27 protein-coding genes, 1 tRNA gene and 1 pseudogene are annotated in these 25,916 nt (G+C 70.7%); 19 read left to right on the forward strand and 10 right to left on the reverse strand.

The window, feature by feature from the left end:
* Positions 1–41: 41 nt before the first annotated feature.
* Genes ACLKM7_RS05565 through ACLKM7_RS05615 form a run of 11 tightly spaced genes read left to right on the forward strand, consistent with a single transcriptional unit; the run spans position 42 to position 11,268 of the window.
* A complete protein-coding gene (locus ACLKM7_RS05565; protein ID WP_436446170.1) occupies positions 42–1,796 on the forward strand; it encodes a nitrite/sulfite reductase in 1,755 nt (584 codons plus the stop codon).
* Entirely contained in the window at positions 1,793–2,536 is a 744-nt protein-coding gene (locus ACLKM7_RS05570) for a phosphoadenylyl-sulfate reductase (RefSeq protein ID WP_436446172.1), read from the forward strand. The genes ACLKM7_RS05565 and ACLKM7_RS05570 overlap by 4 nt, the downstream gene beginning before the upstream one ends.
* Positions 2,533–3,522: a sulfate adenylyltransferase subunit CysD gene (cysD, locus tag ACLKM7_RS05575; RefSeq protein WP_436446173.1), complete on the forward strand. Its 990-nt coding sequence runs from the start codon at positions 2,533–2,535 to the stop codon at positions 3,520–3,522. The genes ACLKM7_RS05570 and cysD overlap by 4 nt, the downstream gene beginning before the upstream one ends.
* Entirely contained in the window at positions 3,522–4,835 is a 1,314-nt protein-coding gene (locus ACLKM7_RS05580; protein ID WP_436446174.1) for a sulfate adenylyltransferase subunit 1, read from the forward strand. The genes cysD and ACLKM7_RS05580 overlap by 1 nt, the downstream gene beginning before the upstream one ends.
* 55 nt (positions 4,836–4,890) lie before the next feature.
* Positions 4,891–5,955, forward strand: a complete 1,065-nt coding sequence (locus ACLKM7_RS05585) for an ABC transporter substrate-binding protein (RefSeq protein WP_436446175.1) — start codon at positions 4,891–4,893, stop codon at positions 5,953–5,955.
* A gap of 1 nt (position 5,956) precedes the next feature.
* Positions 5,957–6,808 (forward strand): ABC transporter ATP-binding protein, encoded by an 852-nt coding sequence (locus ACLKM7_RS05590; RefSeq protein WP_436446176.1) that lies wholly within the window; start codon positions 5,957–5,959, stop codon positions 6,806–6,808.
* Positions 6,798–7,739, forward strand: a complete 942-nt coding sequence (locus ACLKM7_RS05595) for an ABC transporter permease (RefSeq protein ID WP_436446177.1) — start codon at positions 6,798–6,800, stop codon at positions 7,737–7,739. The genes ACLKM7_RS05590 and ACLKM7_RS05595 overlap by 11 nt, the downstream gene beginning before the upstream one ends.
* The gene (gene cobA, locus ACLKM7_RS05600; RefSeq protein WP_436446178.1) at positions 7,736–8,581 is read left to right on the forward strand and encodes a uroporphyrinogen-III C-methyltransferase; all 846 of its coding nucleotides are present in this window, start codon (positions 7,736–7,738) and stop codon (positions 8,579–8,581) included. Before ACLKM7_RS05595 ends, cobA begins: the two co-directional genes overlap by 4 nt.
* Positions 8,578–9,996, forward strand: coding sequence for an FAD-dependent oxidoreductase (locus tag ACLKM7_RS05605; RefSeq protein WP_436446179.1), 1,419 nt, complete (start codon positions 8,578–8,580; stop codon positions 9,994–9,996). The genes cobA and ACLKM7_RS05605 overlap by 4 nt, the downstream gene beginning before the upstream one ends.
* On the forward strand, positions 9,993–10,322 hold the full coding sequence (gene fdxA, locus ACLKM7_RS05610; protein WP_436446180.1) for a ferredoxin: 330 nt from the start codon (positions 9,993–9,995) through the stop codon (positions 10,320–10,322). The genes ACLKM7_RS05605 and fdxA overlap by 4 nt, the downstream gene beginning before the upstream one ends.
* Positions 10,315–11,268, forward strand: a complete 954-nt coding sequence (locus ACLKM7_RS05615; RefSeq protein ID WP_436446181.1) for an NAD(P)/FAD-dependent oxidoreductase — start codon at positions 10,315–10,317, stop codon at positions 11,266–11,268. Before fdxA ends, ACLKM7_RS05615 begins: the two co-directional genes overlap by 8 nt.
* 4 nt (positions 11,269–11,272) lie before the next feature.
* Here the strand turns inward: ACLKM7_RS05615 and ACLKM7_RS05620 are convergent, their stop codons facing one another.
* Positions 11,273–11,860 (reverse strand): TetR/AcrR family transcriptional regulator, encoded by a 588-nt coding sequence (locus tag ACLKM7_RS05620; RefSeq protein WP_436446182.1) that lies wholly within the window; start codon positions 11,858–11,860, stop codon positions 11,273–11,275.
* A 6-nt stretch (positions 11,861–11,866) separates the two neighbouring features.
* On the opposite strand from ACLKM7_RS05620, the pseudogene ACLKM7_RS05625 reads away from it, so the two are divergent.
* The 4 genes and pseudogenes from ACLKM7_RS05625 to ACLKM7_RS05640 form a co-directional block, all read left to right on the forward strand.
* Positions 11,867–11,992, forward strand: a pseudogene (locus tag ACLKM7_RS05625) (ester cyclase); the annotation flags it as partial.
* Between the two features lie 187 nt (positions 11,993–12,179).
* Positions 12,180–13,178 carry a magnesium and cobalt transport protein CorA gene (locus ACLKM7_RS05630; RefSeq protein ID WP_436446183.1) on the forward strand — a complete coding sequence of 333 codons (999 nt, stop codon included), beginning with the start codon at positions 12,180–12,182 and terminating at the stop codon, positions 13,176–13,178.
* Positions 13,179–13,222: 44 nt separating this feature from the next.
* The gene (locus ACLKM7_RS05635) at positions 13,223–14,179 is read left to right on the forward strand and encodes a hypothetical protein (protein ID WP_436446184.1); all 957 of its coding nucleotides are present in this window, start codon (positions 13,223–13,225) and stop codon (positions 14,177–14,179) included.
* Positions 14,160–14,987, forward strand: coding sequence for a hypothetical protein (locus tag ACLKM7_RS05640; RefSeq protein ID WP_436446185.1), 828 nt, complete (start codon positions 14,160–14,162; stop codon positions 14,985–14,987). Before ACLKM7_RS05635 ends, ACLKM7_RS05640 begins: the two co-directional genes overlap by 20 nt.
* Positions 14,988–14,991: 4 nt before the next feature.
* On the opposite strand, the gene dcd is transcribed toward ACLKM7_RS05640, so the two are convergent.
* Genes dcd through ACLKM7_RS05655 form a run of 3 tightly spaced genes read right to left on the reverse strand, consistent with a single transcriptional unit; the run spans position 14,992 to position 16,478 of the window.
* On the reverse strand, positions 14,992–15,597 hold the full coding sequence (gene dcd / locus ACLKM7_RS05645; protein WP_168913206.1) for a dCTP deaminase: 606 nt from the start codon (positions 15,595–15,597) through the stop codon (positions 14,992–14,994).
* A 54-nt stretch (positions 15,598–15,651) separates the two neighbouring features.
* On the reverse strand, positions 15,652–16,176 hold the full coding sequence (locus tag ACLKM7_RS05650) for an SRPBCC domain-containing protein (protein ID WP_436446186.1): 525 nt from the start codon (positions 16,174–16,176) through the stop codon (positions 15,652–15,654).
* On the reverse strand, positions 16,176–16,478 hold the full coding sequence (locus ACLKM7_RS05655; RefSeq protein ID WP_436446187.1) for an ArsR/SmtB family transcription factor: 303 nt from the start codon (positions 16,476–16,478) through the stop codon (positions 16,176–16,178). The genes ACLKM7_RS05650 and ACLKM7_RS05655 overlap by 1 nt, the downstream gene beginning before the upstream one ends.
* A gap of 174 nt (positions 16,479–16,652) precedes the next feature.
* Here ACLKM7_RS05655 and ACLKM7_RS05660 point away from each other — a divergent pair.
* The 4 genes from ACLKM7_RS05660 (at position 16,653) to ACLKM7_RS05675 (ending at position 21,181) form a co-directional block, all read left to right on the forward strand.
* Positions 16,653–16,726 (forward strand) — tRNA-Gly (locus tag ACLKM7_RS05660).
* The gene (locus ACLKM7_RS05665) at positions 16,726–18,708 is read left to right on the forward strand and encodes an acyltransferase (protein WP_436446188.1); all 1,983 of its coding nucleotides are present in this window, start codon (positions 16,726–16,728) and stop codon (positions 18,706–18,708) included. Before ACLKM7_RS05660 ends, ACLKM7_RS05665 begins: the two co-directional genes overlap by 1 nt.
* A 40-nt stretch (positions 18,709–18,748) precedes the next feature.
* Positions 18,749–19,093: a hypothetical protein gene (locus ACLKM7_RS05670; protein WP_436446189.1), complete on the forward strand. Its 345-nt coding sequence runs from the start codon at positions 18,749–18,751 to the stop codon at positions 19,091–19,093.
* A 582-nt stretch (positions 19,094–19,675) separates the two neighbouring features.
* The gene (locus ACLKM7_RS05675) at positions 19,676–21,181 is read left to right on the forward strand and encodes a DUF222 domain-containing protein (RefSeq protein WP_436446190.1); all 1,506 of its coding nucleotides are present in this window, start codon (positions 19,676–19,678) and stop codon (positions 21,179–21,181) included.
* 78 nt (positions 21,182–21,259) lie between these two features.
* Here the strand turns inward: ACLKM7_RS05675 and ACLKM7_RS05680 are convergent, their stop codons facing one another.
* From ACLKM7_RS05680 to kduI, 6 genes are all read right to left on the reverse strand, one after another.
* Positions 21,260–21,490 carry a hypothetical protein gene (locus ACLKM7_RS05680; RefSeq protein ID WP_436446191.1) on the reverse strand — a complete coding sequence of 77 codons (231 nt, stop codon included), beginning with the start codon at positions 21,488–21,490 and terminating at the stop codon, positions 21,260–21,262.
* Between the two features lie 38 nt (positions 21,491–21,528).
* A complete protein-coding gene (locus tag ACLKM7_RS05685) occupies positions 21,529–22,407 on the reverse strand; it encodes a carbohydrate kinase family protein (protein ID WP_436446192.1) in 879 nt (292 codons plus the stop codon).
* Positions 22,408–22,675: 268 nt separating this feature from the next.
* Positions 22,676–23,317, reverse strand: coding sequence for a DUF6226 family protein (locus ACLKM7_RS05690; protein ID WP_436446193.1), 642 nt, complete (start codon positions 23,315–23,317; stop codon positions 22,676–22,678).
* A gap of 56 nt (positions 23,318–23,373) precedes the next feature.
* The gene (locus ACLKM7_RS05695; protein WP_436446194.1) at positions 23,374–24,006 is read right to left on the reverse strand and encodes a bifunctional 4-hydroxy-2-oxoglutarate aldolase/2-dehydro-3-deoxy-phosphogluconate aldolase; all 633 of its coding nucleotides are present in this window, start codon (positions 24,004–24,006) and stop codon (positions 23,374–23,376) included.
* A complete protein-coding gene (locus ACLKM7_RS05700; RefSeq protein ID WP_436446195.1) occupies positions 24,006–24,893 on the reverse strand; it encodes a sugar kinase in 888 nt (295 codons plus the stop codon). The genes ACLKM7_RS05695 and ACLKM7_RS05700 overlap by 1 nt, the downstream gene beginning before the upstream one ends.
* A gap of 159 nt (positions 24,894–25,052) precedes the next feature.
* The gene (gene kduI, locus ACLKM7_RS05705) at positions 25,053–25,898 is read right to left on the reverse strand and encodes a 5-dehydro-4-deoxy-D-glucuronate isomerase (protein ID WP_436446196.1); all 846 of its coding nucleotides are present in this window, start codon (positions 25,896–25,898) and stop codon (positions 25,053–25,055) included.
* Positions 25,899–25,916 lie beyond the last annotated feature (18 nt).

The following is a 25,916-nucleotide window of genomic DNA, read 5'->3' on the forward strand; positions in this document are numbered from 1 at the left end:
AGGGTCCTGCCCGGGGACGCCCGGGTCATCCGGAGGCCACCGTGACCATCAGCGACACCGAACCCCGCCCCGCCCCGCGGCGTGAGGCGGCCACGACGCGCCCGGGTGGCGCGACCGCGCGGCCGCCGCGCCCCTCGTCCAAGCCCAACGGCCAGTGGAAGATCGACGGCACCACGCCCCTCAACGGCAACGAGGAGTGGAAGCAGGTCGACGACGGACTGAGCGTGCGCGACCGCATCGAGAAGATCTACTCGAAGGGCGGCTTCGCCTCGATCGACCCGACCGATCTGCACGGCCGCTTCCGCGTGTGGGGCCTCTACACGCAGCGCAAGCCCGGCATCGATGGCGGCCGCACCGCGACCCTCGAGCCGCACGAACTCGAGGACGAGTACTTCATGCTGCGGGTCCGCATCGACGGCGGACAGCTGACCACCGAGCAGCTGCGTGTGATCGCGGGCATCTCGACCGACTTCGGGCGCGACACCGCCGACATCACCGATCGCCAGAACATCCAGCTGCACTGGATCCGGGTCGAAGACGTCCCCGAGATCTGGCGCCGTCTCGAAGCGGTCGGCCTGCGCACGACCGAGGCGTGCGGCGACGTGCCGCGCGTCATCCTCGGCTCGCCGGTCGCGGGCATCGCCGCCGACGAGCTGCTCGACCCGACGCCGCAGATCGACGAGATCAGCGAGCGGTTCATCGGCGACCCGACGCTGGCGAACCTGCCCCGCAAATTCAAATCGGCCATCACCGGGCACCCCAGCCAGGACGTCGTGCACGAGATCAACGACGTCGCCTTCGTCGCGGTGGAGCATCCGCAGCTCGGTCTCGGCTACGACCTGTGGGTGGGCGGCGCGCTGTCGACTACCCCGCGCCTCGGCGAGCGCCTGGGCGCGTTCGTCCGGCCGGATCAGGTGGCGGATGCCTGGCACGGCGTCACGCAGATCTTCCGGGACTACGGCTACCGCCGACTGCGCAACAAGGCCCGCCTCAAGTTCCTGCTCGCCGAGTGGGGCGTCGAGAAGTTCCGGCAGGTGCTGCAGGACGAGTACCTCGGCTACGCCCTGCCTGACGGCCCAGCCGCACCCAAGCCGAAGTCGCAGGGCGACCACGTCGGCGTGCACCGGCAGAAGGACGGCCGCTTCTACATCGGCGTCACCCCGATCGTCGGCCGGGTCTCGGGACCGACCCTCGCGAAGCTGGCCGAGGCGATCGAGAAGCACGGATCGACCCGGCTGCGCACGACGCCGCACCAGAAACTCGTGATCCTCGACGTTCCGGAAGAGAACGTCGAGCCGCTCATCGCCGAGCTCGACGCCCTCGGCCTGCAGGCCCGGCCCAGCCTGCTGCGCCGCGGCACGATCGCGTGCACCGGCATCGAGTTCTGCAAGCTCGCGATCGTCGAGACCAAGGTCAACGCGACGGCGGCCGTGCTCGACCTCGAAGAGCGCCTGAAGAGCTTCGAGCTGCCGCATCCGATCTCGCTTCACGTGAACGGATGCCCCAACTCGTGCGCCCGCATCCAGACGGCCGACATCGGGCTCAAGGGTCAGCTCGTCACGATCGACGGCGAGCAGGTGCCCGGCTACCAGGTGCACCTCGGCGGCGGGCTCGCTTCGCAGAACCGCGAGGACCCCGGCGTCGGCCGCACGGTGCGCGGCCTGAAGGTCGCCGCCGACGGCATCGCCGACTACGTCGACCGGGTCGTGCGGCGCTTCCTCGCGGACCGCGACGTCGCCGCCGACGAGACCTTCGCCGAATGGGCCCACCGCGCCGAAGAGGAGGCCCTCCAGTGACCGTCTCACTCGCGCCCCGCGTGACCGTCAAGCGGTCGCGCGAAGAGCTCAAGGCCCTCGCCGAGCAGGGCAACCTCGAGCTCGGCAGCCTGACCGATCATGAGGCATCCCCCGCCGAGGTCGTCGCGTGGGTGGCCCGGAACTTCGGATCGGATGCCGCGGCCGTCGCGTGCTCGATGGCCGACGCCGCGCTGCCGCACCTGGTCGCCGAGCAGCTGCCCGGGGTCGACGTGCTGTTCCTCGACACGGGCTACCACTTCGCCGAGACCCGGTACACGCGCGACGAAGTGGGCCGCGTGCTCGACGTGCGGATCGTCGATGTGCTGCCCGAGCAGACCGTGGCGCAGCAGGACGCCGAGTTCGGCGCCAAGCTGCACGACCGCGACCCCGCGCTGTGCTGCGAGCGCCGCAAGGTCGGGCCCCTCAGGGACGCGCTCGGCGGCTACGAGGTGTGGTTCACGGGGGTCCGCCGCGAAGAGGCGCCGACCCGGACGAACACGCCGCTGGTCACGTGGGACGAGCGCAACGGGCTGGTGAAGGTCAACCCCGTCGCCGCCTGGACCTTCGATCACCTGCTCGACTACGCCGGCGAGCACAACGTGCCGGTCAACCTGCTCGTCTCGAACGGCTACCCCTCGATCGGCTGCGAGCCGTGCACCAAGCCGGTCGCCCCCGGCGAAGACCCCCGGTCCGGCCGCTGGGCCGGGCTCTCGAAGACCGAATGCGGGCTGCACGTATGACTCTCGACACGACTCAGGACGTTTCGCCTCGCTCGTTCCTCGCCCGCTCAACGGCCGCGGGTCCCGTCGTCGAGCGAGCGAAGCGAGACGAAACGCGGCTGTCGACCCTCGACCTGCTCGAGGCCGAGGCGATCCACGTCATCCGCGAGGTGGTCGCCGAGTTCGAGCGGCCGGTGCTGCTGTTCTCGGGCGGCAAGGACTCCGTCGTCGTGCTGCACCTGGCCACCAAGGCGTTCGCGCCCGGGCGCGTGCCGTTCCCGGTGCTGCACGTCGACACCGGACACAACTTCCCCGAGGTGCTGGCCTTCCGCGACGAGACCGTCGCGCGCCTCGGCATCCGTCTCGAAGTCGCCCGCGTGCAGGACTACATCGACGACGGCCGTCTGCAGGAGCGCGCCGACGGCACTCGCAACCCGCTGCAGACGCTGCCGCTTCTCGACGCGATCGCCGCGGGCCGCCACGACGCCGTCTTCGGCGGTGCGCGCCGGGATGAAGACAAAGCGCGTGCCAAGGAGCGCATCATCTCGCTGCGCGACGAGTTCGGGCAATGGGATCCGCGCAACCAGCGCCCCGAGCTGTGGAGCCTGTACAACGGGCGCCACACCCCCGGGCAGCACGTGCGCGCGTTCCCGATCTCGAACTGGACCGAGCTCGACGTGTGGCGCTACATCGAGCGAGAGGGAATCGCACTGCCGCCGCTGTACTTCGCCCACGAGCGCGAGGTGTACCAGCGCGACGGCATGTGGCGCCCGGTCGGGCCGTTCTCGCCGCCGCGCGAGACCGAGACCGTCGAGGTGCGGACCGTCCGCTATCGCACGGTGGGCGACATGAGCTGCACCGGAGCGGTGGAATCGGATGCCGCATCCCTCGCCGACATCGTGGCCGAGGTCGCGGTCTCGACCATCACCGAGCGTGGCGCGACCCGCGCCGACGACCGCCTCAGTGAGGCCGCCATGGAGGACCGCAAGAAGGACGGGTACTTCTGATGGCCCTGACCCTGACCCAGACCGGGACGCTGTTCCGGTTCGCGACTGCCGGCTCGGTCGACGACGGCAAGTCCACGCTCGTGGGCCGCCTGCTGCACGACTCGAAGGCGATCCTCGCCGACCAGCTCGAGCAGGTCGCGCGCACCTCCGCCGACCGCGGCTTCGCGCACGGCGAGTTCGACTTCGCGCTGCTCACCGACGGCCTGCGCGCCGAGCGCGAGCAGGGCATCACGATCGACGTCGCCTACCGCTACTTCTCGACCGGCGCCCGCTCGTTCGTGCTCGCCGACTGCCCCGGCCACGTGCAGTACACCCGCAACATGGTCACGGGCGCGACGACGGCCGATGCGGTCGTGGTCCTCGTGGACGCACGCAAGGGCGTCGTCGAGCAGACCCGGCGGCACCTCGCGGTGGTCGCCCTGCTGCGCGTGCCGCACGTCATCGTCGCGGTGAACAAGATCGACCTGATCGGCTTCGCGGCGGATGCCTTCGCCGACGTCTCGGCTCAGGCCCACGCCGTCGCGGCCGAGCTGGGCATCGACGACCTGCACGTGCTGCCGGTCTCAGCGCTCGAGGGCGACAACATCGTCGACCGCTCCGACCGCACGCCCTGGTACGACGGGCCGGCGCTGCTCGAGCTGCTCGAGACGCTGCCCGGCGCCGACGCCCTCGACCGCGAGCTCGAGCCGCTGCGCCTGCCGATCCAGCTCGTGCTGCGGCCGCAGGGCGGGCTCGCTCCTGACGTCGCCGCCGACACCGCGGAGGCGGAGCGCCTGCGCGACTACCGCGCGGTCGCCGGGCGCATCGCCAGCGGCATCGTCCGCGTCGGCGACCCGGTCGAGATCTTCCCTTCCGGCATCACGACCACGGTGACCGGCATCCGTGCCGCCGGCGCCGAGGTGGACGAGGCAGTGGCTCCGCAGTCCGTGTCGCTCGAGCTGGCCGACGATGTCGACACCGCCCGCGGCGCGCTCGTCGTGGCGACCGGAACTCTTCCGGCCGCACAGCGCGAGTTCGACGCCGAGCTGTTCCAGCTCGACGCGCGTGCGCTGACCCCCGGCATCCGGGTTCTCGTCAAGCACGGCACCGCGACCGTGCAGGCGATCGTCGCGCAGATCGAGTCGCGCTACGACCTCGACAGCCTCACGCACGAGCCCGCGCAGACGCTGCAGACCAACGACATCGGCCGCGTGCGGATCCGGCTGGCGGCAGACCTGCCCCTCGAGCCCTACCGTGCGAGCCGCCACGGGGGCTCATTCCTCGTGATCCACCCGTCCGACGGCGCGACGCTCGCCGCCGGCATCGTGCGCTGAACGCGGCGCACCGCTCCACCCCGACCAGCACCACTCAGACGAAGGAGGCGACACCGTGAACAACATCCGCACTGCGACGACACTCACCACCCTGGGACTCGTGGCCGTCATGATGGCCGGCTGCGCCTCCGCGTCGGCCGACCCCGGCGGCTCCGTGGAGCCCGCCACCGAGCTGCGTCTCGGCTACTTCGCCAACGTCACTCACGCTCCCGCCCTGGTGGGCCTCGAGGAGGGCCTCTTCGAAGAGGCGCTCGGCGACGTCGACGTGACGACGCAGGTCTTCAACGCGGGGCCGGCCGCGATCGAGGCACTCTCGGCCGGCGCGATCGACGCGACGTACATCGGCCCGAATCCGTCGATCAACACCTTCATCCAGTCCGGTGGAGAGTCGGCGCGCATCGTCGCCGGCGCGGCAACCGGCGGCGCGGCACTCGTCGTGCGCGAGGGCATCGACGACCCTGCCGACCTCGAGGGCACGACGCTGGCCACTCCGCAGCTCGGCAACACGCAGGACGTGTCGCTGCGCACGTGGCTCGCGGACCAGGGCTTCGAGACCGACACGTCCGGTGGCGGCGATGTGCAGATCACCCCGACCGACAACGCCCAGACACTGACGCTCTTCCAGCAGGGCGAGCTCGACGGCGCCTGGCTGCCCGAACCGTGGGTCTCGCGACTCATCGAGGACGCCGGTGCGCACGTGCTCGTCGACGAGGCGGAGCTGTGGGAGGACGGCGCGTTCCCCACGACGGTGCTGCTCGTGCGGGCAGAGTTCCTCGACCAGCATCCCGACGCCGTGGCCGACCTTCTCGAGGGTCACCGCGCCGCCGTGCAGTGGATCTCGGACAACCCCGAGGACGCCCCCGCGGTGATCAACGGTGCGATCGAGGCCGAGACCGGCAAGCCGCTCGCGGATGCCGTCATCGTCCGCGCGCTCGAGCACGTGACGTTCTCGGTCGACCCGCACGCCGAGACGTTCGAGACGCTCGTCGAGAACGGCATCCAGGCCGGCACGCAGAAGGAGGGCTCGATCGAGGGCTTGTTCGACCTGCGCCTTCTCAACGAGCTGCTCGAGTCCGACGGCGCCGAGACGGTCTCGGCCGGTGGGCTCGGCGAGGACTGACATGGCATCCCGACCGACGCCCGCAACCGGGGCAGCGCAGGCTGCCCCGGTCTCGGGTGTGCCGTTGAGCCCGAGCTTCGACGGATTCACGCCGGTGCGCGTCCCGGCCGCGCCGGCGCCGCCGACCGTGCGCATCGAGGGCGTCTCCAAGCGCTTCGGCACCGGGCCTGTCGTGCTCGAGGACGTGTCGCTCGACATTGCACCGGGCGAATTCGTGTGTCTGCTGGGAGCGTCCGGCTGCGGCAAGTCGACGCTGCTCAACCTCATCGCGGGGCTGGACCGGCCGAGCGCGGGAAGCATCCAGACCCCCGCGGCCGGGTCGGCGGTGATGTTCCAGGAGTCGGCGCTCATGCCGTGGCTCACCGCGCGCCGCAACGTCGAGCTCGCGCTGCGCCTGCGCGGCGTGCCGCGCGGCGAGCGTCGCGAGAAGGCGCTCACGCTGCTCGACGCGGTGAATCTGGCCGATGCCGCCGAGAAGCGTCCGCACGAGCTCTCGGGCGGCATGCGTCAGCGCGTGGCGCTCGCCCGGGCGCTCGCGCAGGATCGCCCCGTGCTGCTGATGGACGAGCCGTTCGCCGCGCTGGATGCGATCACGCGCGATCTGCTGCACGAGGAGCTCGAGCGGGTCTGGCGCGCCACCGGCCGCACCATCGTGTTCGTGACGCACAACGTCCGCGAGGCAGCACGCCTCGGGCAGCGCGTGGTGCTGATGGGCAGCCGTCCCGGCCGCATCGTGCAGGAGTGGACGATCGCCAAGACCACCGGCCGGCGCATCGAGTCGCCCGAGGTCGCCGCCCTCTCGGTCGAGATCACCGACCAGCTGCGGAAGGAGATCCGCCGCAATGCCGCGTGACAACTCGCCCGTGCTGGATGACGCCGTGACCGCCGCGAAGACGGATGCCGCGGCATCCGGTCACTCCGATGACCTCCGCCGTCTCGAGGCCGGTCTCGACCGCCTCCAGACCGACGCCGAGGCGGGACCCGGCCGCTGGCGCCGCTTCGCCGCGAGCGTCGTACCGCCGATCGTCTTCCTGGTGCTGCTGGTCGTGGCATGGCAGCTCTACGTCGTGATCGCCCAGCCGCGGCCCGACATCGTGCCGGGCCCGCTCGCGGTGATCGGCGCGCTCGGCGACGCGTGGGATGCCGGCCGGCTGCAGGAGGCGGTCACCACGAGCCTCGAGCGCGGCATCGTCGGCTTCCTCATCGCGATCGTCGTCGGAACGCCGATCGGCCTGCTGCTGGCCGAGGTGCGGCCGATCCGACGCGCGGTCGGCCCGATCATCTCGGGCCTGCAGGTCCTGCCGTCGGTCGCGTGGGTTCCGGCCGCGATCATCTGGTTCGGCCTCTCGGACGCGACCGTCTACTTCGTGATCCTGATGGGGGCGATCCCCTCCATCGTGAACGGCCTGATCGCGGGCATCGACCAGGTGCCGCCCCAGCTGCGGCGCGTGGGCACGGTTCTCGGCGCCACCCGGTGGCAGCTCGCGACCGCCGTCATCCTCCCTGCCGCTCTGCCCGGCTATCTCGCAGGCCTCAAGCAGGGCTGGGCGTTCTCGTGGCGCTCGCTCATGGCCGCCGAGATCATCGCGACCGGCGGCACGATCGGCTTCGGCCTCGGCTCCATGCTCGACCAGAGCCGCGAGCTCGCGGATCTCGCCGGCGTGCTCGGCACGATCATCGTGATCCTCGCGATCGGCATCCTGATCGAGCTCGCCTTCTTCGGCCCGCTCGAGCGTCGCATGCTCAAGCGCCGGGGCCTGCTCCTCACCGGAGGTGCCCGATGAAATCCGGATCGGCGGGAACGGATGCCGCAGCCTCAGGCACCGGCAAGGTGTGGCTCGTCGGAGCGGGGCCGGGCGATGCCGGCCTCCTCACCGTCAAGGGACTCCGGGCGCTCGAGGCGGCGGACGTGATCGTCGCCGACCGGCTCGGCGCGCGCGCCGTGCTCGATGGTCTGGCCGCCGACGGCGTGAGGCTGCGGGCCGAGGTGGTCGACGTGGGCAAGCGCCCCGGCCACCACGCCGTACCGCAGGATGCGATCAACGCGCTTCTCGTCCACCTCGCGGGCGAAGGCAAGACCGTCGTGCGCCTCAAGGGCGGCGACCCCTACATCTTCGGTCGCGGCGGCGAAGAGCTCGCCGCGTGCCAGGAAGCGGGAGTCGCTGTCGAGGTCGTGCCGGGAATCACCAGCGCGGTCTCGGTGCCCGCGATCGCCGGCATCCCGCTCACCCATCGCGGCGTGGCCACAGCTTTCACTGTCGCGACCGGCCACGACCAGATCCGGGCGCTCGGCGGAGGCCGCGACCACACGGTCGTGCTGCTCATGGGCGTCGGCACGCTCGCCCACTCGGCGATCACCCTGGCCCGCGGCGAGCGCGGCGCCGACTGCCCGGTGGCGGTCGTCGAGGACGGCTACGGGCCGCGCCAGCGCGTCACGATCGGCACGCTCGCGACCATCGCGCAGCAGGCCGGCGAACGCGGCATCCGCTCCCCCGCCGTCGTGGTCGTGGGCGACGTCGTGCGACTCAGCCCCTACGCGCCCGCGGATCTCGCGACCCTGAAGCCCGAAACGTACGACCCGCTCGCCGTCACGGCCGAGCCCCTCACACGAAAGGCCACCCTGTGACCTCCTCGTCGAACCTCCAGAATCTGCGCGTCGCGATCGTGGGCGCCGGCCCGGCGGGCATCTACGCCGGCAACATCCTGACCGGCGCGGTGCAGGCGGCCGGCGGTGTCGTGGCGATCGACCTGTTCGAGTCGCTGCCCGCCCCCTACGGACTCATCCGCTACGGCGTCGCGCCCGATCACCCGCGCATCAAGGGCATCGTGAACTCGCTGCACGAGATGCTGGATGCCGGAACCACCCGGTTCATCGGCAACGTCGAGGTCGGTCGCGACATCGCTCTGGACGAACTGCGCGAGCGCTACGACGCCGTGATCCTCGCGACCGGCGCGATCCGCGACGCCGCGCTCGACATCCCCGGCATCGACCTGCCCGGCTCGTTCGGCGCCGCCGACTTCGTCGCGTGGTTCGACGGGCACCCCGACGTGCCCACCGAATGGCCCCTGGACCAGCGCGAGGTCGCGGTCATCGGCAACGGCAACGTGGCACTCGACGTCGCCCGCATGCTCGCCAAGCACGCCGTCGACCTGCGCTCGACCGAGATCGCCGACAACGTGCTGGCCGGGCTCGAGGCATCCGCCGTCACCGACGTCCACGTCTTCGGACGCCGCGGACCCGCCGACATCAAGTTCACGCCGATCGAGCTGCGCGAGCTCGGCGAGGTGCCGAACGTCGACATCGTCGTGCACGACGAGGACTTCGCCCATCTCGAGGGCGTGGTGCCCGCGAACAACCAGCTCAAGGTGATGCTGCGCATCCTCGACAGCTGGCGCACGCGCGAGCAGACCGGTGCCGGCCGTCGCCTGCACCTGCACTTCTACCACTCGCCGGTCGAGGTTCTCGGCGAGGACCGCGGCGGTCCTGTTCAGGTGAGCGGGCTGCGCTTCGAGCGCACCGAGCCGACCGGCGAGGGCAGCGGGGTGCGGGGCACCGGAGAGTTCCGCGAGATCGCCGTGCAGCAGGTGTACCGTGCCGTCGGGTACTACGGCACGCCGGTCGTCGACGCGCCCTTCGACGAGCACGCGGGCGTCGTGCCGAACGTCGAGGGACGGGTTCGGAATGCTTCCCGCACCGGCGACGCGGAAGCCCGCGTGATCCCCGGTCTCTATGCCACCGGCTGGATCAAGCGTGGACCGGTGGGCCTCATCGGCCACACCAAGTCCGACGCCATGGAGACGATCGCGCACCTCGTGGCCGACGTCGAGGCCGGAGCCGTCCCCGCCCGCACGGTGGATGGCGACGTGCTCCAGTTGCTCGACGAGCGCGAGGTCGAGTACACGACGTGGGACGGCTGGCTCGCGCTCGACGCCCACGAGCGCGGACTCGGCGCGACGCACGAGCACACCCGCGAGCGGGTCAAGGTCGTGCCGCGCGACGAGCAGGTGCGGATCTCGCGGTCGGGGGCCCTGGTCCTGTGACGTATGTGATCGCCCTTCCCTGCGTCGATGTCAAGGACCGCGCCTGCATCGACGAGTGCCCGGTGGACTGCATCTACGAGGGTGACCGGTCGCTGTACATCCACCCGGACGAGTGCGTGGACTGCGGTGCGTGCGAGCCGGTGTGCCCGGTCGAGGCGATCTACTACGAGGACGACCTGCCCGACGAGTGGCAGGACTACTACAAGGCCAACGTCGAGTTCTTCGACGACATCGGCTCACCCGGCGGTGCGGCCAAGTCCGGAGTCTTCGCCACCGACCACCCGATCATCGCCGCACTGCCCCCGCAGGGAGAAGGCCATGGCTGACGCCGGCGCCACCGAGGTGGACGTCGTGATCGTCGGGGGCGGGCCGGCGGGGCTCTCCGCCGGGCTCAACCTGGCGCGGGCACGGGCATCGGTCGTGATCGTCGACGCCGGCCGTCCGCGCAACGCCGCGACCCTGCGGTCCCACGGGTTCCTCACGCGCGACGGCGTGTCGCCGCTCGAGCTGCGCAAGCTCGCCCGCGCCGAGCTGTCGGCCTACCCCACGGTCCGCTTCTTCGATCGAACCTCGGTCACGGCGCTGCTCGAGCAGGACTCCCGCGACGGGGGGCGCTTCATCGCGGCACTGCAGGGCCGGGGCTCCGGCATCCCACCCGCCATCGCGGCGCGCTCCGTCGTGATCGCCACGGGACTGCGCGAATCGTTGCCGCCGATCCCGAGCTTGCGCGCGTTCTACGGCATGTCGATCTTCAGCTGCGCCGCCTGCGACGCGTGGGAGCTGCAGGACAAGGCGCTCGCGCTCATCGGCGAGACCCCGGATCTCACGGCACGCGCCCGCCTGATCGCGCGGTGGACCGACCGGCTCACCGTCTTCACGAACGGGTCCGACGCGGTCGACACCGTCGAAGAGGCCGAGCTCGCGGCATCCGGGATCGTCGTCGAACGCCGGCCGATCGAAGACCTCGAGGGCGACCGGGGCGCCGTCAGCGCGGTGCGCCTCGCCGGCGGCGACCGCATCCAGATCGACGGCGGATTCGTGCGGCCGCAGTGGCACCCGGTGCTCGACTTCCTGGGCGGGATCGACATCGAGCGCGACCGGTTCGGCAACCTCGAGACCGACCGCTCGTGCCGCACATCCGTCCCGGGGCTGTATGCCGCGGGGGATGCCGCAGCCCCCGGCCCGCAGCAGCTCATCGTCGCCGCGGGCCAGGGTGCGCGTGCCGCCGCCGTGCTCGTGCACGACCTCGTCGGCGTGCGCACCGCGCACTGAGCCGTCAAGCCCCCCGGCTTCGTCCGGTCAGCTGGAAGGTCAGCGTCTCAGCCAGCCATTCCTCGAACCGGGCCGGAGACCAGCCGGAATGGGCGACGAGCTCGCCGTAGACCCCCGCAGCCGCGTATGCCCGGAAGATCGATTGGGCCTCCTCGAGCGGCACCGACAGATGCGACTCGAGCGACGCGATCAGCCCGTCCATGACCCGGTTGCGGCCGCGGAGCTTGGCGTGCAGCAGATCCCGCGTCGCCTGGTCCTCGTCCAGCGCGGACTCGAGAATCCGGACGACGTCGAAGTCTGTCGAATACAGCGTGGTGAGCCAACCAGCCGAGCGGCGAATCCGCTCCATCGGATCTGCCACTTCGAGCCCCTCGCGGGCGAGCTCTCGGGCGCGCGACCTCGCAAGCCAGCGCTCGCAGATCGCGGAAAGGATCTCGCGCTTCGCCGCGAATGCCGCGTACACCGTGCGTGTTCCGACACCGGCTTCCTTCGCAATGCCCTCCATGCTCGTCGCCCCGTAGCCATCTCGCGCGAAGAGCAGCTGCGCGGCGTCGGCGATTCGAACTCGTGTCGCGGCATCGTGACCGTGCACGCGGCGATGCCCGACCTGAGCTTCACGATCGCCGACATCGCACAGGTCGGACCGACCGTTTGGATCCGGGCCGAGGGAACCGGCACCAACACGGGTCCCTTCATCGGGGCGCCCAGCGACCGCCCCGTCCACTTCACGGTGATCGATGTCGCGACCGTTCGCGGGGGCAGGATCGTGGAGCACTGGGGGTGCCCGATCGATTCGCAATCCTCGTGCAGACCGGGCAGCTGGGACGCCTCACGTCGTGACACCGCGCCGCGGGGCGGTGATGTTGTCACGAGCTCCGTGCGGGCGCCGCGGCATCCGTCAGACTGGGCGGATGCCGATCATCGACAACGCCGTCTACGTGGACGGCAAGCGGATCACCAACCCGGGCAGCCTCGAGCAGACGTTCGAGTACATGCGCGCGCAGGGCGGGATGGCGTGGATCGGCCTGTTCCGCCCGACGCCCGAGGAGGTCGCGCAAGTCGCCGCCGAGTTCTCGCTGCATCCGCTCTCGGTCGAGGACGCCCTCAGCGGCCACCAGCGCGCCAAGCTCGAGCGCTACGGCGACATCCTGTTCGCGGTGCTGCGGCCGGCGCGCTACATCGACGAGACCGAGACCGTGGAGTTCGGCGAGCTGCACGTGTTCGTCGGACCCGACTTCGTCGTCACGATCCGGCACGCCGAGTCGCCCAACCTCGCCCGGGTGCGCCGTCGGCTGGAGGGTCAGCCCGAGCTGCTCGCGCGCGGACCCGAGGCCGTGCTCTACGCGATCCTCGACGAGGTCGTCGACGAGTACCACCCGGTCACGGAAGGCGTGCGGAACGACCTCGACGAGATCGAGGACGCCCTGTTCGGCGAGGCCGACAGCGGGCTGTCCCGGCGCATCTACGAACTCTCGTCCGAGGTGATCTCGTTCCAGCGCGCCACCGAGCCGCTCACCGGCATGCTCGAGTCCCTCCTGCACGGCGCCGACAAATACGGCGTCGACATCGAGCTGCAGCGCTCGCTGCGCGACGTGCTCGACCACGCGCTGCGGATCAATGAGCGCCTGTCGTCGTTCCGGGTGATCCTCGACAACGCGCTCACGGTCAACGCGACGCTCGTCACCCAGCGCCAGACCGAGACGGCCCTGAGCCAGAACGACCAGGTGAAGAAGATCTCGGGCTGGGCGGCCATCCTGTTCGGGCCGACCCTGGTGGGCACGATCTACGGCATGAACTTCACGTATATGCCGGAGCTCGACTGGCCGTGGGGCTACCCGCTGGCGCTGGCGCTCATGGCCGCGACGTCGGTCACCCTGTACATCGTCTTCAAACGGCGCCACTGGCTCTGAGCCGTGAGGGCCGGTCGGGTCCGCCGTGGGGCAGGATGGCATCGATGACCGATCAGCCCGACGACGAACTGCGAGCGCTTCGCGAGCGCGCATACGGTCGCCACGCCGACATCCACGAGGACCCGGCGGCGATGGCGCGACTGCGTGAGCTCGAGGCGCGAGCGCGAGTCAGCGCGGCCGCTCCCGAGAGCGGGCCGGTAGCCGCCGCGACAGGGACGGATGCCCCCTCCCGGGTGGCCGCGACCGCTCCGGTCGTAGACCGCACCAGCGCAGCGCCGGCGTCGGCAGCGCACGGGACGGCACCCGCGGCCTCCGCGCATGCGGTGCCCATGCCGGTCGCCGGGCGGACCGCGACGCTCGCCGCTCCGCCGGACGCCGCTCAGCTCGACGCGGCTGAGCCCGACGGCGTGGCTGTGCCCGGCGACGTGGCTGTAGCCGGCGACCTGGTAGCGAACCCCTCGCCTCCTTCGGAGGAGGCTTCCACGCCTGCCCGGCCGTGGTGGAGACGACGGATGCCGTTGCTCTGGGTGGGCTCCCTCGCCGCCGCCGTACTGCTCGGCGTCGGCCTGACGCTGGCGGTGCAGGAGCTGAGCAGCGGCACCGTCGCCGAGCTTCACGAGGACGCGGAGATGGAGTGGCCCTCCGAGATCGGGGGATCGCGCGCCGACGGCTCACGCGGCTTCGACTCGTTCTACGGCCTGGCGGTCATCTCGCAGCCGCAGCAGATGGGGCCCGCCCAGACCGACGTCATGGAATGCCTCTCGGTGTTCTCGGGCAGAGGCGACAATCTGTACTACGCAGGCGGGGCGTGCGGGACGGGAGCCTTCCCCGCCACAGCGACGGCGGTCGTCGGCGCGCAGTCGCCGCAGGAGCTTCGCGACCGGTTCACCGACGGCACCGTGCTGCAGTTCGTTCTCGACGGCGATCGGGTCCGCGTCTTCGCCGCGTCGCCCGCGCCGGCGCCGGCCCTGGACGACGGCGATGAGTCACGAGCCGGATGACGAGCTGCGCGCGCTGCGTCGGCGCGCGTACGGCCGCGACGCCGACATCGACCGCGACCCCGTTGCGCTGCGACGGCTGCGTGAGCTCGAGGAGGAGGCGCACCGGCGGATCCCCGAGGGACCGGAGCCCGGCGAGCGCACGACGGCCCCGGCGGACGAGGACGCCCTCGGCACGACACCGGCGGCCGGCATCCGTTCCCCGGTCGGCCCGCTGACGACGCGGGACGCTGTCCTGTCCATTTCGGCGCCGGACGACGGGCCAGACCCCGGGCTTCTCGATCCCGCCACGGAACGTGCCGACGGCGTCGCGGAACCTGCCGACGGCGTCGCGGGCGATTCTGCCAAGCCGTCGATCCCGGCCTGGTGGCGCCGCCGGTCGACGCTGCTGTGGAGCGCCGCGGTCGTCGGCGCGCTGGTCGTCGGGGCTGCGGTCGCTCTGTGGGCGGGACAGCAGCAGGGCCACGTCGCGGTGCTGCAGCAGGCCGATGTCGAGGACTGGCCACGCAACGTCGTCGGTGAACCGCCGGAGGGTTCGCGACTGTTCGAGGACTTCCTCGGGCTGACGGTCGTGATCATGCCGCAGTCCTTCGGCGGAGGCGACGAGACCGAGTGCCTCTACGTCCTGGAATCAGGCGGGCAGGGGTTCATGTCGACGATCGGCTGCTCGGCGGGCGGCTTCCCCGCCACCGCGGCCCTGGCTGTCACCGAGCGTGCCCCCGAAGAGCTCCGCGAGCGATTCGCCGACGGCACGGCGCTGCAGTTCGTGCTCACCGGTTCGCAGGTGCACGTCTACGCCGACGAGCCGTGAACGCTCAGGCGCCGCGGCTCCCGGCATCCGATGCGCTCACGTCGGTGCGGTGGAAGTTCTGGAACGAACGGGATGCCGTCGGCCCCCGCTGCCCCTGATACCGATTGCCATACGGCCCGGAGCCATAAGGGTTCTCGGTCGGCGACGACAGCCGGAAGTAGCAGACCTGGCCGATCTTCATGCCGGGCCACAGCTTGATGGGCAGCGTCGCGACGTTGGAGAGCTCGAGCGTCACGTGACCCGAGAAGCCGGGGTCGATGAAGCCGGCGGTCGAGTGCGTGAGCAGGCCCAGCCGGCCGAGCGACGACTTGCCCTCGAGGCGGGCGGCGACGTCGTCGGGCAGCGAGATGAGCTCGAACGTCGACCCGAGCGCGAACTCGCCGGGATGGAGGATGAACGGCTCGCCCGGATCGACCTCGATGAGGCGTGTGAGCTCGGGCTGATCCTCGGCGGGATCGATGAACGGATACTTGTGGTTGTCGAACAGCCGGAAGTAACGGTCCAGTCGCACGTCGACGCTCGAGGGCTGCACCATCGCGGGATCCCACGGGTCGAGCCCGATGCGCCCCGCGTCGATCTCGAGCCGGATATCGCGGTCACTGAGCAGCACGCAGCCAGCCTATCGGGGCGTCGCTCCCGATCGGCCGGCCGGCGTCACACGCCGTCAGCCCGCCGAGAGACCGGACGGATCAGCACCGCGTGGTCGTGCGTCCGACTCGACGAGTTCCGCGAGGGCAGCGGTGACCGACCCCCATCCGTCGAAGAAGCCCAGTTCTTCGTGCCGATCACGCGACGCGGGATCGGCGTGGCGCACGATCACGCGGTAGTCCGTCCCTTCGGGATGCTCGCCGAGGATGATCTCAGCGGTCATCGGCACCGGGCTCGGGTTGGCGGGCCGCCAAGAACTCGTCACCGCATTGGTGAAGACCAGCCGCTGAGCGGGTTCGACGACGAGGAAGATCCCATCCGTGTGCGGCAGGAACTCGCCGTCGTCGTCTCGCATCGAGGTGACGAAGCCGCCGCCGGGGCGTACATCGAGCTGTTCGGCGCGCGCTTGCGTGGGGGCCGGAACCCACCAGCGCTCCAGTTCCGAGGGATCGGTCCACGCGCGCCAGATCGCGTCCGGCGACGCGCGGATGACTCTCTGCAGGGTCAGGTCGAGGGTCGGGTCGATTGCTCTGGCAGTCATCAGTTCTCTTTCGGATCGGTGACGGATTGTTCGAGACGGTCAGTGCGCGACTCCCAGAGTGTGCGCTGCTCGGCGAGCCAGTCATCCAGCACGGCGAGACGTTCACGGTTCAGGACACAGGTGCGCACCCGGCCCACCTTGCGCGTTCGAATCAGGCCGCTCGCCTCGAGCGCACGCACGTGCTTCATGAACGACGGAAGCGTCATCCCGAACGGACGCGACAATTCGCCGACGCTGGCAGAACCCCGCCCCAGGCGACGGACGACTTCGCGGCGAGTCGGATCGGCGAGGGCATCGAACACTCGGTTCAGCGCATCATGGTTAGCCACAAGGGAAAGTATTGCAGGCAACGACACTTAGCGCAACGGCTAAGTGTCGCGACGAACGCTCTCGAGCGTCACGTGGGGACGTGAACACGCTCGGGTCGAGCTGTACTTGCTATGCTGGCGCGTGGCGTTCCGTCAGGGATGCCACGCGGGGCTGTAGTTCAATGGCAGAACTTCTGCTTCCCAAGCAGACAGCGCGGGTTCGATTCCCGTCAGCCCCTCCATGTCACGCTCAGTCGCCGCCCATGAGTTCTCGCCGTGGGATTTCTGGCGCGATGCCGACGACGACGCGCGCGAAGCGCAGCTGGAGTGGCAGCAGTCGGTCCGGGCCGGCAAGAGCGACCACGAGTTCGGCATGCAGTGCTTCCTGTCCGAGCTCGCGTCGATCGACAACGACGTGCTGCTCCTGGGGGACCGCACGTATGTCGCCGCAGGCGCGTATCTGACCGGCGACCTCCGCGCCGGCGCCGACTGCAGCATCAATCCGTACACCGTGATCCGCGGTCGGGTCGAACTCGGCGACGGCGTGCGCATCGGCGCGCACACCTCGATCCTCGGCTTCAACCACTCGATGGAACCGGGATCGCCCGTCTTCCAGCAGCCGCTCACCTCGCAGGGAATCGTCATCGGCGACGATGTCTGGATCGGCTCGCACGTCGTCATCCTCGACGGCGTGCGCGTCGGCTCGCACGCCGTTCTCGCGGCGAGCGCGGTCGTCACCAAGGACGTGCCCGAGGGGGCGATCGTCGGCGGGAACCCCGCGAAGTTCATCCGATGGCGCGTCGAACCTGAAGACACCGGCGTCGCACCCGACGCTGCCGCCGAGGCCGCCGCACGTGCGCTCGACGACGACCGCGATGACGCGGACGGGACGGATGCTGCGGCGTCTGGTCCGATCGCGAACCACGCCGATCCACGCCCAGCGCCTGAGCTCGAGCCGCAGTCTGAGCCGCGGGTCGAGCATGGCCGGATGACCAGGCCCGAACGGGCCGCCCGAGTCCGGACGGACGCAAACGTCGGTGGGAGCGCAGCGGGGGCCGGCGCGCGGGAGCCGGCGATCGCACGCGACGCCCGATTCGAGGTACGCCGCTCGACGGGGGGAGACGTCGCCCCAGCCTCGGACGCCATCGCCGGCCTCGCGGAGCGCGCCGCCGAGTTCGCGCAGCAGGCGCGGGCCGAGGCATCCGTCATCCTCGATCGCGCATGGCGAGAGGACCTCGAGCTCTTCACCGACCGGCCCGGAGTCGATCCCACGGTTCGCGCACAATGCGACGCGGTCGAGATCGCCGACCTTCTGCTCGGCACGGCGCCGACACAAGCACCCGCGGAGGTGCAGATCGCGCGTCTGCACGCATGGCAGGATGCCGCGACCGGCGCCGTCGCGCCCCTCGACGCGTCGGGTGCACAGGTGGAGGGTCTGCGATTCTCGAACGACGACGTGGCTTACCACGTGCTCAGCGCGGGGTATGCGCTGGACCTGCTCGGATCGGCATTCCCGGCTCCTCTCACGTGGGTGACCGCGGCGACCCCCGCAAGGGTGGTCGACTTCTGCGAGAGCCTGCCATGGGCCTCCGACGCGTGGGGCGCCGGGCACCACGTCGACGGCTTCGGCACCGCGCTGCTGTGGACACGCCGGGCGGGGCATCCGATTCCCGCGGGTGTGGAGGAGGCGCTGTTCGGGTGGCTCCTCACGCACGCCGACCCGCAGAGCGGCATGTGGGGTGCCGCGAGCCCGACCGAAGGGCTGCTCCCCGTCGTGAACGGGTTCTATCGCGCGACGCGAGGCACCTTCGCGCAGTTCGGGATGCCGCTCCCCTACCCCGAGCGGGTCATCGACACGGTGCTGCGTCACGCGCGCGATCCGCGCTGGTTCGGGTCCGGCGCTCGGAACGCGTGCAACGTGCTCGACATCGCGCATCCGCTGTGGCTCACTCAGCCGACCGGGTATCGGGGTGACGAGGTGCGAGAACTCGCGGGACGCCTGCTCTCGGAGGCGCTGACGACCTGGACGCCCGGCGCCGGGTTCTCCTTCCGCGAGCCGAGCGCCGCCACGCAAGGCCTGACCGAGACAGAGCCCGGGCTGCAGGGCACCGAGATGTGGCTCGCGATCGTGTGGTACCTCGCCGACCTGGCCGGCGTCTCGGACGCCCTCGGCTACCGCCCACGAGGCGTGCACCGGCCGGAGCCGGCGGCCGCCCTGCGGTAGACCCGATCGGCGTCTGGCGCGGGGCTCGTACACTGCGGGTATGAGCCGCACCGTTGTGCAACGCCGCGAGTGGGTGCTGCTCGGCGCTGTGACGGGCGCGGTACTCCTCGCGCTGGCGTGGGCCGCGCGCATGCCGGCCGTGTGCACGGCCGCTCTGCCATGCAACCGGGACTCGCGGCTGCTTCCGGCCGTGCTCGGCGCGATCGTGGTGACGCTTCTCGCGGTCGCGACCGCTGTGCTCGCCCACGGGAGTCGGCGGCGAGTGACGGAGGGTGTGCGCAGAAGCGAAGGGCTCATCGCGATCGGCGTCTCCGTCATCGTCGTGGTGGGTGTGGTCTGCGTCGCCGCCACGCTCTTCAGCGCGGGATTGGCGTTGCGCCTCTGACGCACGCGGCGCCGCCTCGGGCTACCGCGCGAGACGGCCGCGATCGACGGTGCCGGTGGCATATGCGCAGCACCGGCGTGCTCACCGTTCCTCCGGGATACCGCCCCCGAGCGCCGCGGGAGGAACCGGTCAGTGGTGCAGCCGGCAGCGCGAGCAACACAGCAGCCAGCGCGATCCGTCGCCGAGAGGACAACGGGTGAGCATGGAGGTGGCTGACCCGAGGCGAGGCGACATCGCTCGGCCCCAGTCTCCGTCGTGCCGACCGTCGATAGGAGCGGACGAAATCCAGGAAGTCGCCTCCGCGCACGCGCACGCGCGTTCAGCCGTGGCGGGCTCGAGGCAACGTCGACTCTCCGGAGCGTTCAGAGCTGGACTCGCCGGCGTCGATCGGCTGGCCCGCGACGCCCAGGTGCTCTCGATCAGCTGCGCGAGTGCGGCAACTTCCATACGTCGGGGTGCACGTCGGAGCCAGAGCGCCGCCTGAGTTACCGCGCTGGAACCGTTACCGTTTCGTGACGTGCCACCCCTCGCCGGGCGCCTCTTGGGGCCGGGAATGTCGGAGGAGGTTCGTATCTTTGTTCTATGAACTCGTTCGGGTCGATTCCCCCAGTGGCGCGGTTGACGGATGCCGTCACCCGCGTCGCCGCGCGGCTCGGCACCGATCCGACCGCGGTGACGGGCCTCGATGACGACGACCTGCTGCGACTGCTGAGCGAAGCGGCGGACGCGCGAAAGGCTCTGGACCTGGTGGTGGCTGCCGCCTCAGCGGAGGTATCGCGCCGCTCCACGCGTGACCTCGGATACGGCGGATTGGCGCAGCGGAAGGGCTTGCGCACCGGCACCGCGCTCGTGCAGCAGATCACAGGACTCGGTCGCCCCGATGTGACCCGCGCTGTCAGAGCCGGGGAAGAGCTCGCTCCGCCGCCGCCGGTGCACGAGGGGCCAGACGGCGGCGATACGGGGACGGATACGGCGGCTCCGACTGAACCCGTGATCGCGGGCTGGCTCGACCGCCTGCGGGGCGCCCTCGCCTCTGGGCTGCTGTCGCAGGCGCAGTTCCACGCCATCCGGACGGGGCTCGGCGAACCACCGGTCGACAGTTACCCGGATTTGGACCCGGACTTCCTGCCGCAGGCGTGGGATCAGGCCGTCGTGATCCTGCTCGACGAAGCGACGACACGGACCGTGGAGGACCTCCGCGATCAGGCCCGGATCGCCAGGGATCGGTTGGACCCGATCGGTGTCACGATGCGATTCGAGGAGCGGTTCGAGAACCGGTCGTTCCGGGTCTGGACCGACCCCGAGACCGGCCAGCGCCACGGTCGGTTTGCGTTCGACGATGATGCTGCCGCATGGGTCGACAGCATTCTGCGCGCAGCGCTGCGTCCCCGGCGAGGTCCTCGATTCGTCGGTGCCGACGCTGCCGAGAAGACTGCCGACGCCGAAGCCGACGTTCGCAGCAACGAACAGCTTCAGTACGACACGCTCATCGCGATTCTGCGCACCGGCGCGAACGCCGACCCGACGCAGGCGTTCGGCGACCGGCAACCCGGAGTGCGGATCGTCGCGGACGCCAGCGCCATCTCCGATATCGACGACCGGGGCGCGATGAAGGTCGTCGGCGTCGGGCACCTTCAAGACGGCGGGCAGGCGTTGCCGCCGGGAGTCGTTGAGAAGTACCTGTGCGACGCAGGCGCCGTACCCGTGATCTGGGACGCGCCGGGCCGTCCACTCGACGTCGGGCGCGAGTTGCGCCTCTTCACCCGCAAGCAGCGAATCGCGATCGCGGCGCGTGACGGCGGCTGTCTCTGGCCAGGCTGCGACCGGCCGCCCTCCGAATGCGAGTACCACCACAGCGACCATTGGTGGGAGCACCACGGCAAGACCGACGTCGACGACGGTGTGCTCCTATGCCGCAACTGCCACATGCGCCTGCACAACCAGGGCTGGCGCATCACGAGGGAACGCGCTCCCGACACCGGCATCGACACCTACTGGTTGCACGCGCCGCCCGACCCGATCACCGGCGCGATCGCCGATCCGGTCGAGCTGCGCTCGAAATCACCGCGGCGGTTCCGCGCGGCATGACCCCGAGTGTGTGCCTCGAAAACGAACACATCTGGGAGCGAGAAGACGGAGCGCACGGCAGACGCTGGCTGACAGGGGTCAGTCCAGTCCGTGGTCGTGGCCTCGGATGATCGCTTCCGGCGTGAGGGTGCGGATGCGGCGGATGCGGCCGACGGCGAGCGCGGCGCCCAGGAATGCCACAAGCCCGACACCCACAGCCGCCAGTGCGTATCCGCCGGTCGAAAGCTCCGCCAGCACCATCAGCCAGACAGCTCCAGCGAACGCGACGACGCTGACGCACAGCAGGACGATCGCGGGCCAGTAACGCATCGCCCCACTCTTCCAAACCGCGCCGCGCAGCGAAAGGATCACACTCCGCGCGAGGGAGCGACCGCCGGGTGCAGGTGCTCGGATGAGAGCGCGACGACCGCCTGCCGCGCGCCGGCATCGAGGCATCCCTCGAGCGAAGCACCCGCGAGCGACGCCGCCAGGAACCCGGCGAAGAACGCGTCGCCGACACCGTTCGTGTCCACCACCGAGACCGGATGCGCCGGCACGGACGCCCGCTCCCCCGACGCGGAGAGCGCGATCGCGCCCCGGCTGCCGAGCGTGCACACCGCGATTCGCGGGCCACGGTCGAGGCATCCCGCCATCAACGCCCACGGGTCATCCGTGGCATCGTCGTTCATGAACACCACGTCGGCGGCGCGCGCGAAGGGCTCGTGAAACGCCGATACCCCGTCGTAGTCGTGCAGGTCGGTCCAGATCGGAGCACCCGCCTCGCCCGCCCGCCGGCGTTCGACGAGCGAGGAGCCGACGCCGCTGAGGTCGACGACCGCGATGTCGGCCGCGGCGATCGCTTCCGCCATCAGGGAGACGGACCGATCGGATGCCTCAGATGGCGTCGCGACATACAGGCTCACACGCTCACCGGCCGGCGTCATCAGATTCACATGCCGCTCCGTCTGCGCGGACGGATAGCTCTGGAACCGCACGCCGGCGGACGACAACGCCGCAACCACCTCCCGGCCGGCGTCGTCGTCACCGACGAGCGCGTGCAGAGTGCTGTCGGTGCCCAGATCGGCAAGATGCAGCGCCTTGCCGGCCGACGTGCCGCCGAGGGTGTGCACGTCGCCGAGCGCGAACTGCATGTGCGGCACCGGCTCGGGAAGGCGGTCCAGGGTGATGAGATGGTTCCACGCAGCAGGGCCGCAGACGACCACCGTGGCGCGCGAGGAGTCAGTCACTCCAGAAGTCAACCACCACTCCTCCGCCCCACCGGCGGAGGGTCACGCGCCTCGGCGCCTCGTCGATCAAGACCACACGCGAGTCGGTGTCACCAGCGGTCCGAACTGCGCGAGCAGTACCGCGGGGTGCCCGTCCGTGCCCTTCGAGCCACCACCCCAGCCGTCGCGGCGCTCGAGGCGGAACCACACCCGGGAGCTCCGGATCCGGCACGACACCCTCCGAGGAGCCACCGCCGACCACCGCCGCCGCCACCCTACCGGCGGCAGGTCACGTGCCTCGACGCCTCGGCCACGCAGACCACACGCGCCTCGGCGTCAGCAGCGGGCCGACCCGCGCGAGCAGCTCTGCCGGGTACGAATCCGCGCGACTCGTGCCGCTTCTCCCGCCGCCGTCCGGGCGCACGAGACGGAACGAGACCGGCAGTTCGGCATCCGGCGCAAAGGCCTCCGAGAAACCGCCGCCGACCACCGAGCCGACCGCACGCTCGAGTTCCGTCGCGGTGCTCTCCCACTCTTCGTCGCACGCATCGCAGCCGCACGACGGGTAGCGGTCCTCGAAGAGGAAGCCGGCATGCACGACGACGCCGGGGAACGACGTGAAGACGAACGTGAGCGGTGCAGCGGTCTCGGCCGACGGGCTCACGCGCACAGCGCGGACCGCGTCCGTCGGCGGGTGCAGTAGGTCGCCCACGGCGTCGGGAGCTTCCTCCACGGCGGCATCGAACTCGTCCACCAACCACGCGATGAGAGCATCGCCGACCGTAAGGAGCGGCGCGAACCTCTCCGGATGGCTGATGACCGAGTACCAATCCTGCGGCGGAGACACGTGCGTTCGGCGGCCACCGTACGGCCGCCCCTCGTCATCGAGGAACGGAGGCACCGCTATGGCGGGCCGCACGTACTCGGACATTCAGCAACCGTAGCGCGGCCGGTATCCGTCGCTGATCTGGGCGAACACCCGGCCGGTCAGCGCGTCGTCGCCGCCCGTTCCTTCAGCACCGCGGCGAGTCGCTCGAGCTGCGACGGGTCCTCGAGCGCGGAACCGACGGCAGCGACGCGCACGCCGGCATCCAGGAACTCCTCGACGTTCGACGCGTCGAGCCCGCCGGTCGCCACGAACTCGACGTGCGGGAAGGGCCCGCGGATGTGCTTGAACCATCCGCTGCCGAGCCACGTCGCGGGAAAGGCCTTGAGCCACGTCAGTCCCAGCGAGACCGCGAGCTGAACGTCGCTGGGCGTCGCGACGCCGGGAAGGATCGGGATGCCGGCATCCTGCGCCGCGCGCACGACGGCCGCGTCGAGACCCGGCGACACCAGATAGGCGGCTCCGGCATCGCGGGCGACCGCGACCTGCTCCGGCGTGATGATGGTGCCGGCACCGACGCTCTTGCCACGCGACGCCCCTCGCGCGACTAGCTCGCGCAGGGCACGCTCGTCCTCCGCGGTCTGCAGCGGCACCTCGACCGAGTCGATGCCCAGATCCCACGCGGTCTCGGCCAGGGCGAGGGTCCGCTCGACCCCCATCCCGCGCAGGATCGCCATGAGCGGTGCCCCCGCGAACGCGGTCTCGAACCAGTCGATGTCGCCCGTCGTCGTCATCAGTCGTCTCCTTCGTCCACGGAATCCTTGGTGGTGCGCAACGTGCGGGCCGCACGTGCGTGGCCGGCGCGCAGCCGGTCGGCGATCGGGTGACCCGACAGCCGCCCGGCGAGGTACCCGCCGGCGAACGCGTCCCCGGCGCCGACGGCTTCCACGACCTCGACGACGAGGGCGGGTTCGAACACCTCGTCCGCGCCGACGAACGCTGTCGCGCCGACATCGCCGTCCTTCACCACGAGCTCGCCGACGTCGGGTAGGAGTGCGCGCACCTCGGCGGCGGCATCCGTTCCCCACAGGTTCTGCGCCTCGTCGCGGCCGACGAGCACGATGTCGGCCCGCCGCGCCAGATCGAGGAGCACGGGCGCAGCGGTCGGCGCCTCCCAGAGCGGCGCACGGTGGTTCACGTCGAACGACACCGGCACGCCGTGGTCGCGCGCCCGCGCGATCACTAGCGACAGGAACGCCGCCGCCGATGCGGAGATCGCGGCGGTGATGCCCGACACGTGCAGCAGGTCCACGCCGTCGAACGACACCGTCTCGGCGTCGACCTCCGACAGGTGCGATGCGGCCGAATCACGTCGGTAGTACAGCACTCCGTGCCCGGGATCCTTCACATAGAGGCCCGTCGGATGCGCGTCGTCGAGCACGACGCGAGAGACGTCGACGCCCCGCTCGGACAGCTGCCGCATGATCCTGCGGCCGAGCGCGTCCGCGCCGAGGCGGCTGAACCACAGGGCGTGGTGGCCGAGGGCGGCCACGTGCGCCGCCACGTTCGACTCCGCGCCGCCCGCGTCCAGCAGGAACGTGTCGGCATCGGTGGCGGAAACGGCGACGGCCGGCGTGACCATCGCCATCGTTTCGCCGATGGCGAGGAGCGTCGGGGGCATTCCTCCAGCGTAGTCAGGCCGCGGCATCCGTCATTCCCGCGTCTCTCTCCACTCCGACACCGCGAGAATCCGCCCGGCGGCCGAGGCGGCGGGTGGCACGCACCGTCTCGGCCGCCTGGATTCTCGGCGCTGGTGAGGGCCGATCGGCGACGGCATCCGTCAGCGAAGGTCGGTCACGGGCGCGGCGTCCATGTCGTCGAAGGCCTGGTTCTCACCGGCCATCGCCCACACGAACGAGTACGCCGCGGTGCCCACGCCCGAGTGCAGCGACCACGACGGCGAGATGACCGCCTGCCGATCGGCGACGAGCAGGTGCCTGGTCTCTTCGCGCTCGCCCATGAGGTGCACCACGCGGGCGTCCTCGGGCAGGTCGAAGTAGAGGTAGCACTCCGTGCGGCGGTCATGGGTGTGGGCGGGCACGGTGTTCCACATCGACCCCTCGTGCAGCTGGGTCACGCCCATCACGATCTGGCAGCTCTTGACGCCGTTCTCGTGGATGTACTGGTTCAGCGTGCGACGGTTCGAGGTCGCCTGGTCGCCGAGCTCTCGCACGGTGCCCTCGCCGGGCGACACGAGTGCGGCCGGGTATGCGGTGTGCGCAGGCGCCGAGAACAGATAGAACTGCGCGCCGGTCTCGCCGTCGGCGTCGGCGAACGACACGGAACGGATGCCACGGCCGAGGTACAGGCACGCTCCGGTGACGAGCGTGTAGACCTCGCCGTCGGCGGTCACGGTGCCGGTGCCCCCGACGTTGATGATGCCCACCTCGCGGTGCTCGAGGAAGTACTCGCTGCGGATCTCGGGGTAGCCGCCGAGTGCCAGCTCGGATCCGGCGGGCACAGCGCCGCCGAGGACGATGCGGTCGTGGTGGGTGTAGGTCAGCCGGATCTCGCCCGGCACGAACACGTCGGGGATGAGGTACGTCGCTCGCAGCTCCTCGGTCGTCATGCCGGGGATCTGCGCCGGATTGGTGGCGTATCGCTGGGGGATGTGCGTGTCGGTCACGGTATGTCTCCTGTGGAT

It is taken from the genome of Microbacterium sp. I2, assembly GCF_051364985.1.
GTDB lineage: Bacteria > Actinomycetota > Actinomycetes > Actinomycetales > Microbacteriaceae > Microbacterium.

Bases quoted from the DNA above. Each gene is read 5' to 3' on its own strand.
- cysD (WP_436446173.1), top strand. From the start codon at position 2,533: ATGACTCTCGACACGACTCAGGACGTTTCGCCTCGCTCGTTCCTCGCC.
- ACLKM7_RS05580 (WP_436446174.1), top strand. From the start codon at position 3,522: ATGGCCCTGACCCTGACCCAGACCGGGACGCTGTTCCGGTTCGCGACT.
- ACLKM7_RS05590 (WP_436446176.1), top strand. From the start codon at position 5,957: ATGGCATCCCGACCGACGCCCGCAACCGGGGCAGCGCAGGCTGCCCCG.
- ACLKM7_RS05595 (WP_436446177.1), top strand. From the start codon at position 6,798: ATGCCGCGTGACAACTCGCCCGTGCTGGATGACGCCGTGACCGCCGCG.
- cobA (WP_436446178.1), top strand. From the start codon at position 7,736: ATGAAATCCGGATCGGCGGGAACGGATGCCGCAGCCTCAGGCACCGGC.
- ACLKM7_RS05615 (WP_436446181.1), top strand. From the start codon at position 10,315: ATGGCTGACGCCGGCGCCACCGAGGTGGACGTCGTGATCGTCGGGGGC.
- ACLKM7_RS05630 (WP_436446183.1), top strand. From the start codon at position 12,180: ATGCCGATCATCGACAACGCCGTCTACGTGGACGGCAAGCGGATCACC.
- ACLKM7_RS05635 (WP_436446184.1), top strand. From the start codon at position 13,223: ATGACCGATCAGCCCGACGACGAACTGCGAGCGCTTCGCGAGCGCGCA.
- ACLKM7_RS05640 (WP_436446185.1), top strand. From the start codon at position 14,160: ATGAGTCACGAGCCGGATGACGAGCTGCGCGCGCTGCGTCGGCGCGCG.
- ACLKM7_RS05650 (WP_436446186.1), bottom strand. From the start codon at position 16,176: ATGACTGCCAGAGCAATCGACCCGACCCTCGACCTGACCCTGCAGAGA.
- ACLKM7_RS05665 (WP_436446188.1), top strand. From the start codon at position 16,726: ATGTCACGCTCAGTCGCCGCCCATGAGTTCTCGCCGTGGGATTTCTGG.
- ACLKM7_RS05670 (WP_436446189.1), top strand. From the start codon at position 18,749: ATGAGCCGCACCGTTGTGCAACGCCGCGAGTGGGTGCTGCTCGGCGCT.
- ACLKM7_RS05675 (WP_436446190.1), top strand. From the start codon at position 19,676: ATGAACTCGTTCGGGTCGATTCCCCCAGTGGCGCGGTTGACGGATGCC.
- ACLKM7_RS05680 (WP_436446191.1), bottom strand. From the start codon at position 21,490: ATGCGTTACTGGCCCGCGATCGTCCTGCTGTGCGTCAGCGTCGTCGCG.
- ACLKM7_RS05690 (WP_436446193.1), bottom strand. From the start codon at position 23,317: ATGTCCGAGTACGTGCGGCCCGCCATAGCGGTGCCTCCGTTCCTCGAT.
- ACLKM7_RS05695 (WP_436446194.1), bottom strand. From the start codon at position 24,006: ATGACGACGACGGGCGACATCGACTGGTTCGAGACCGCGTTCGCGGGG.
- ACLKM7_RS05700 (WP_436446195.1), bottom strand. From the start codon at position 24,893: ATGCCCCCGACGCTCCTCGCCATCGGCGAAACGATGGCGATGGTCACG.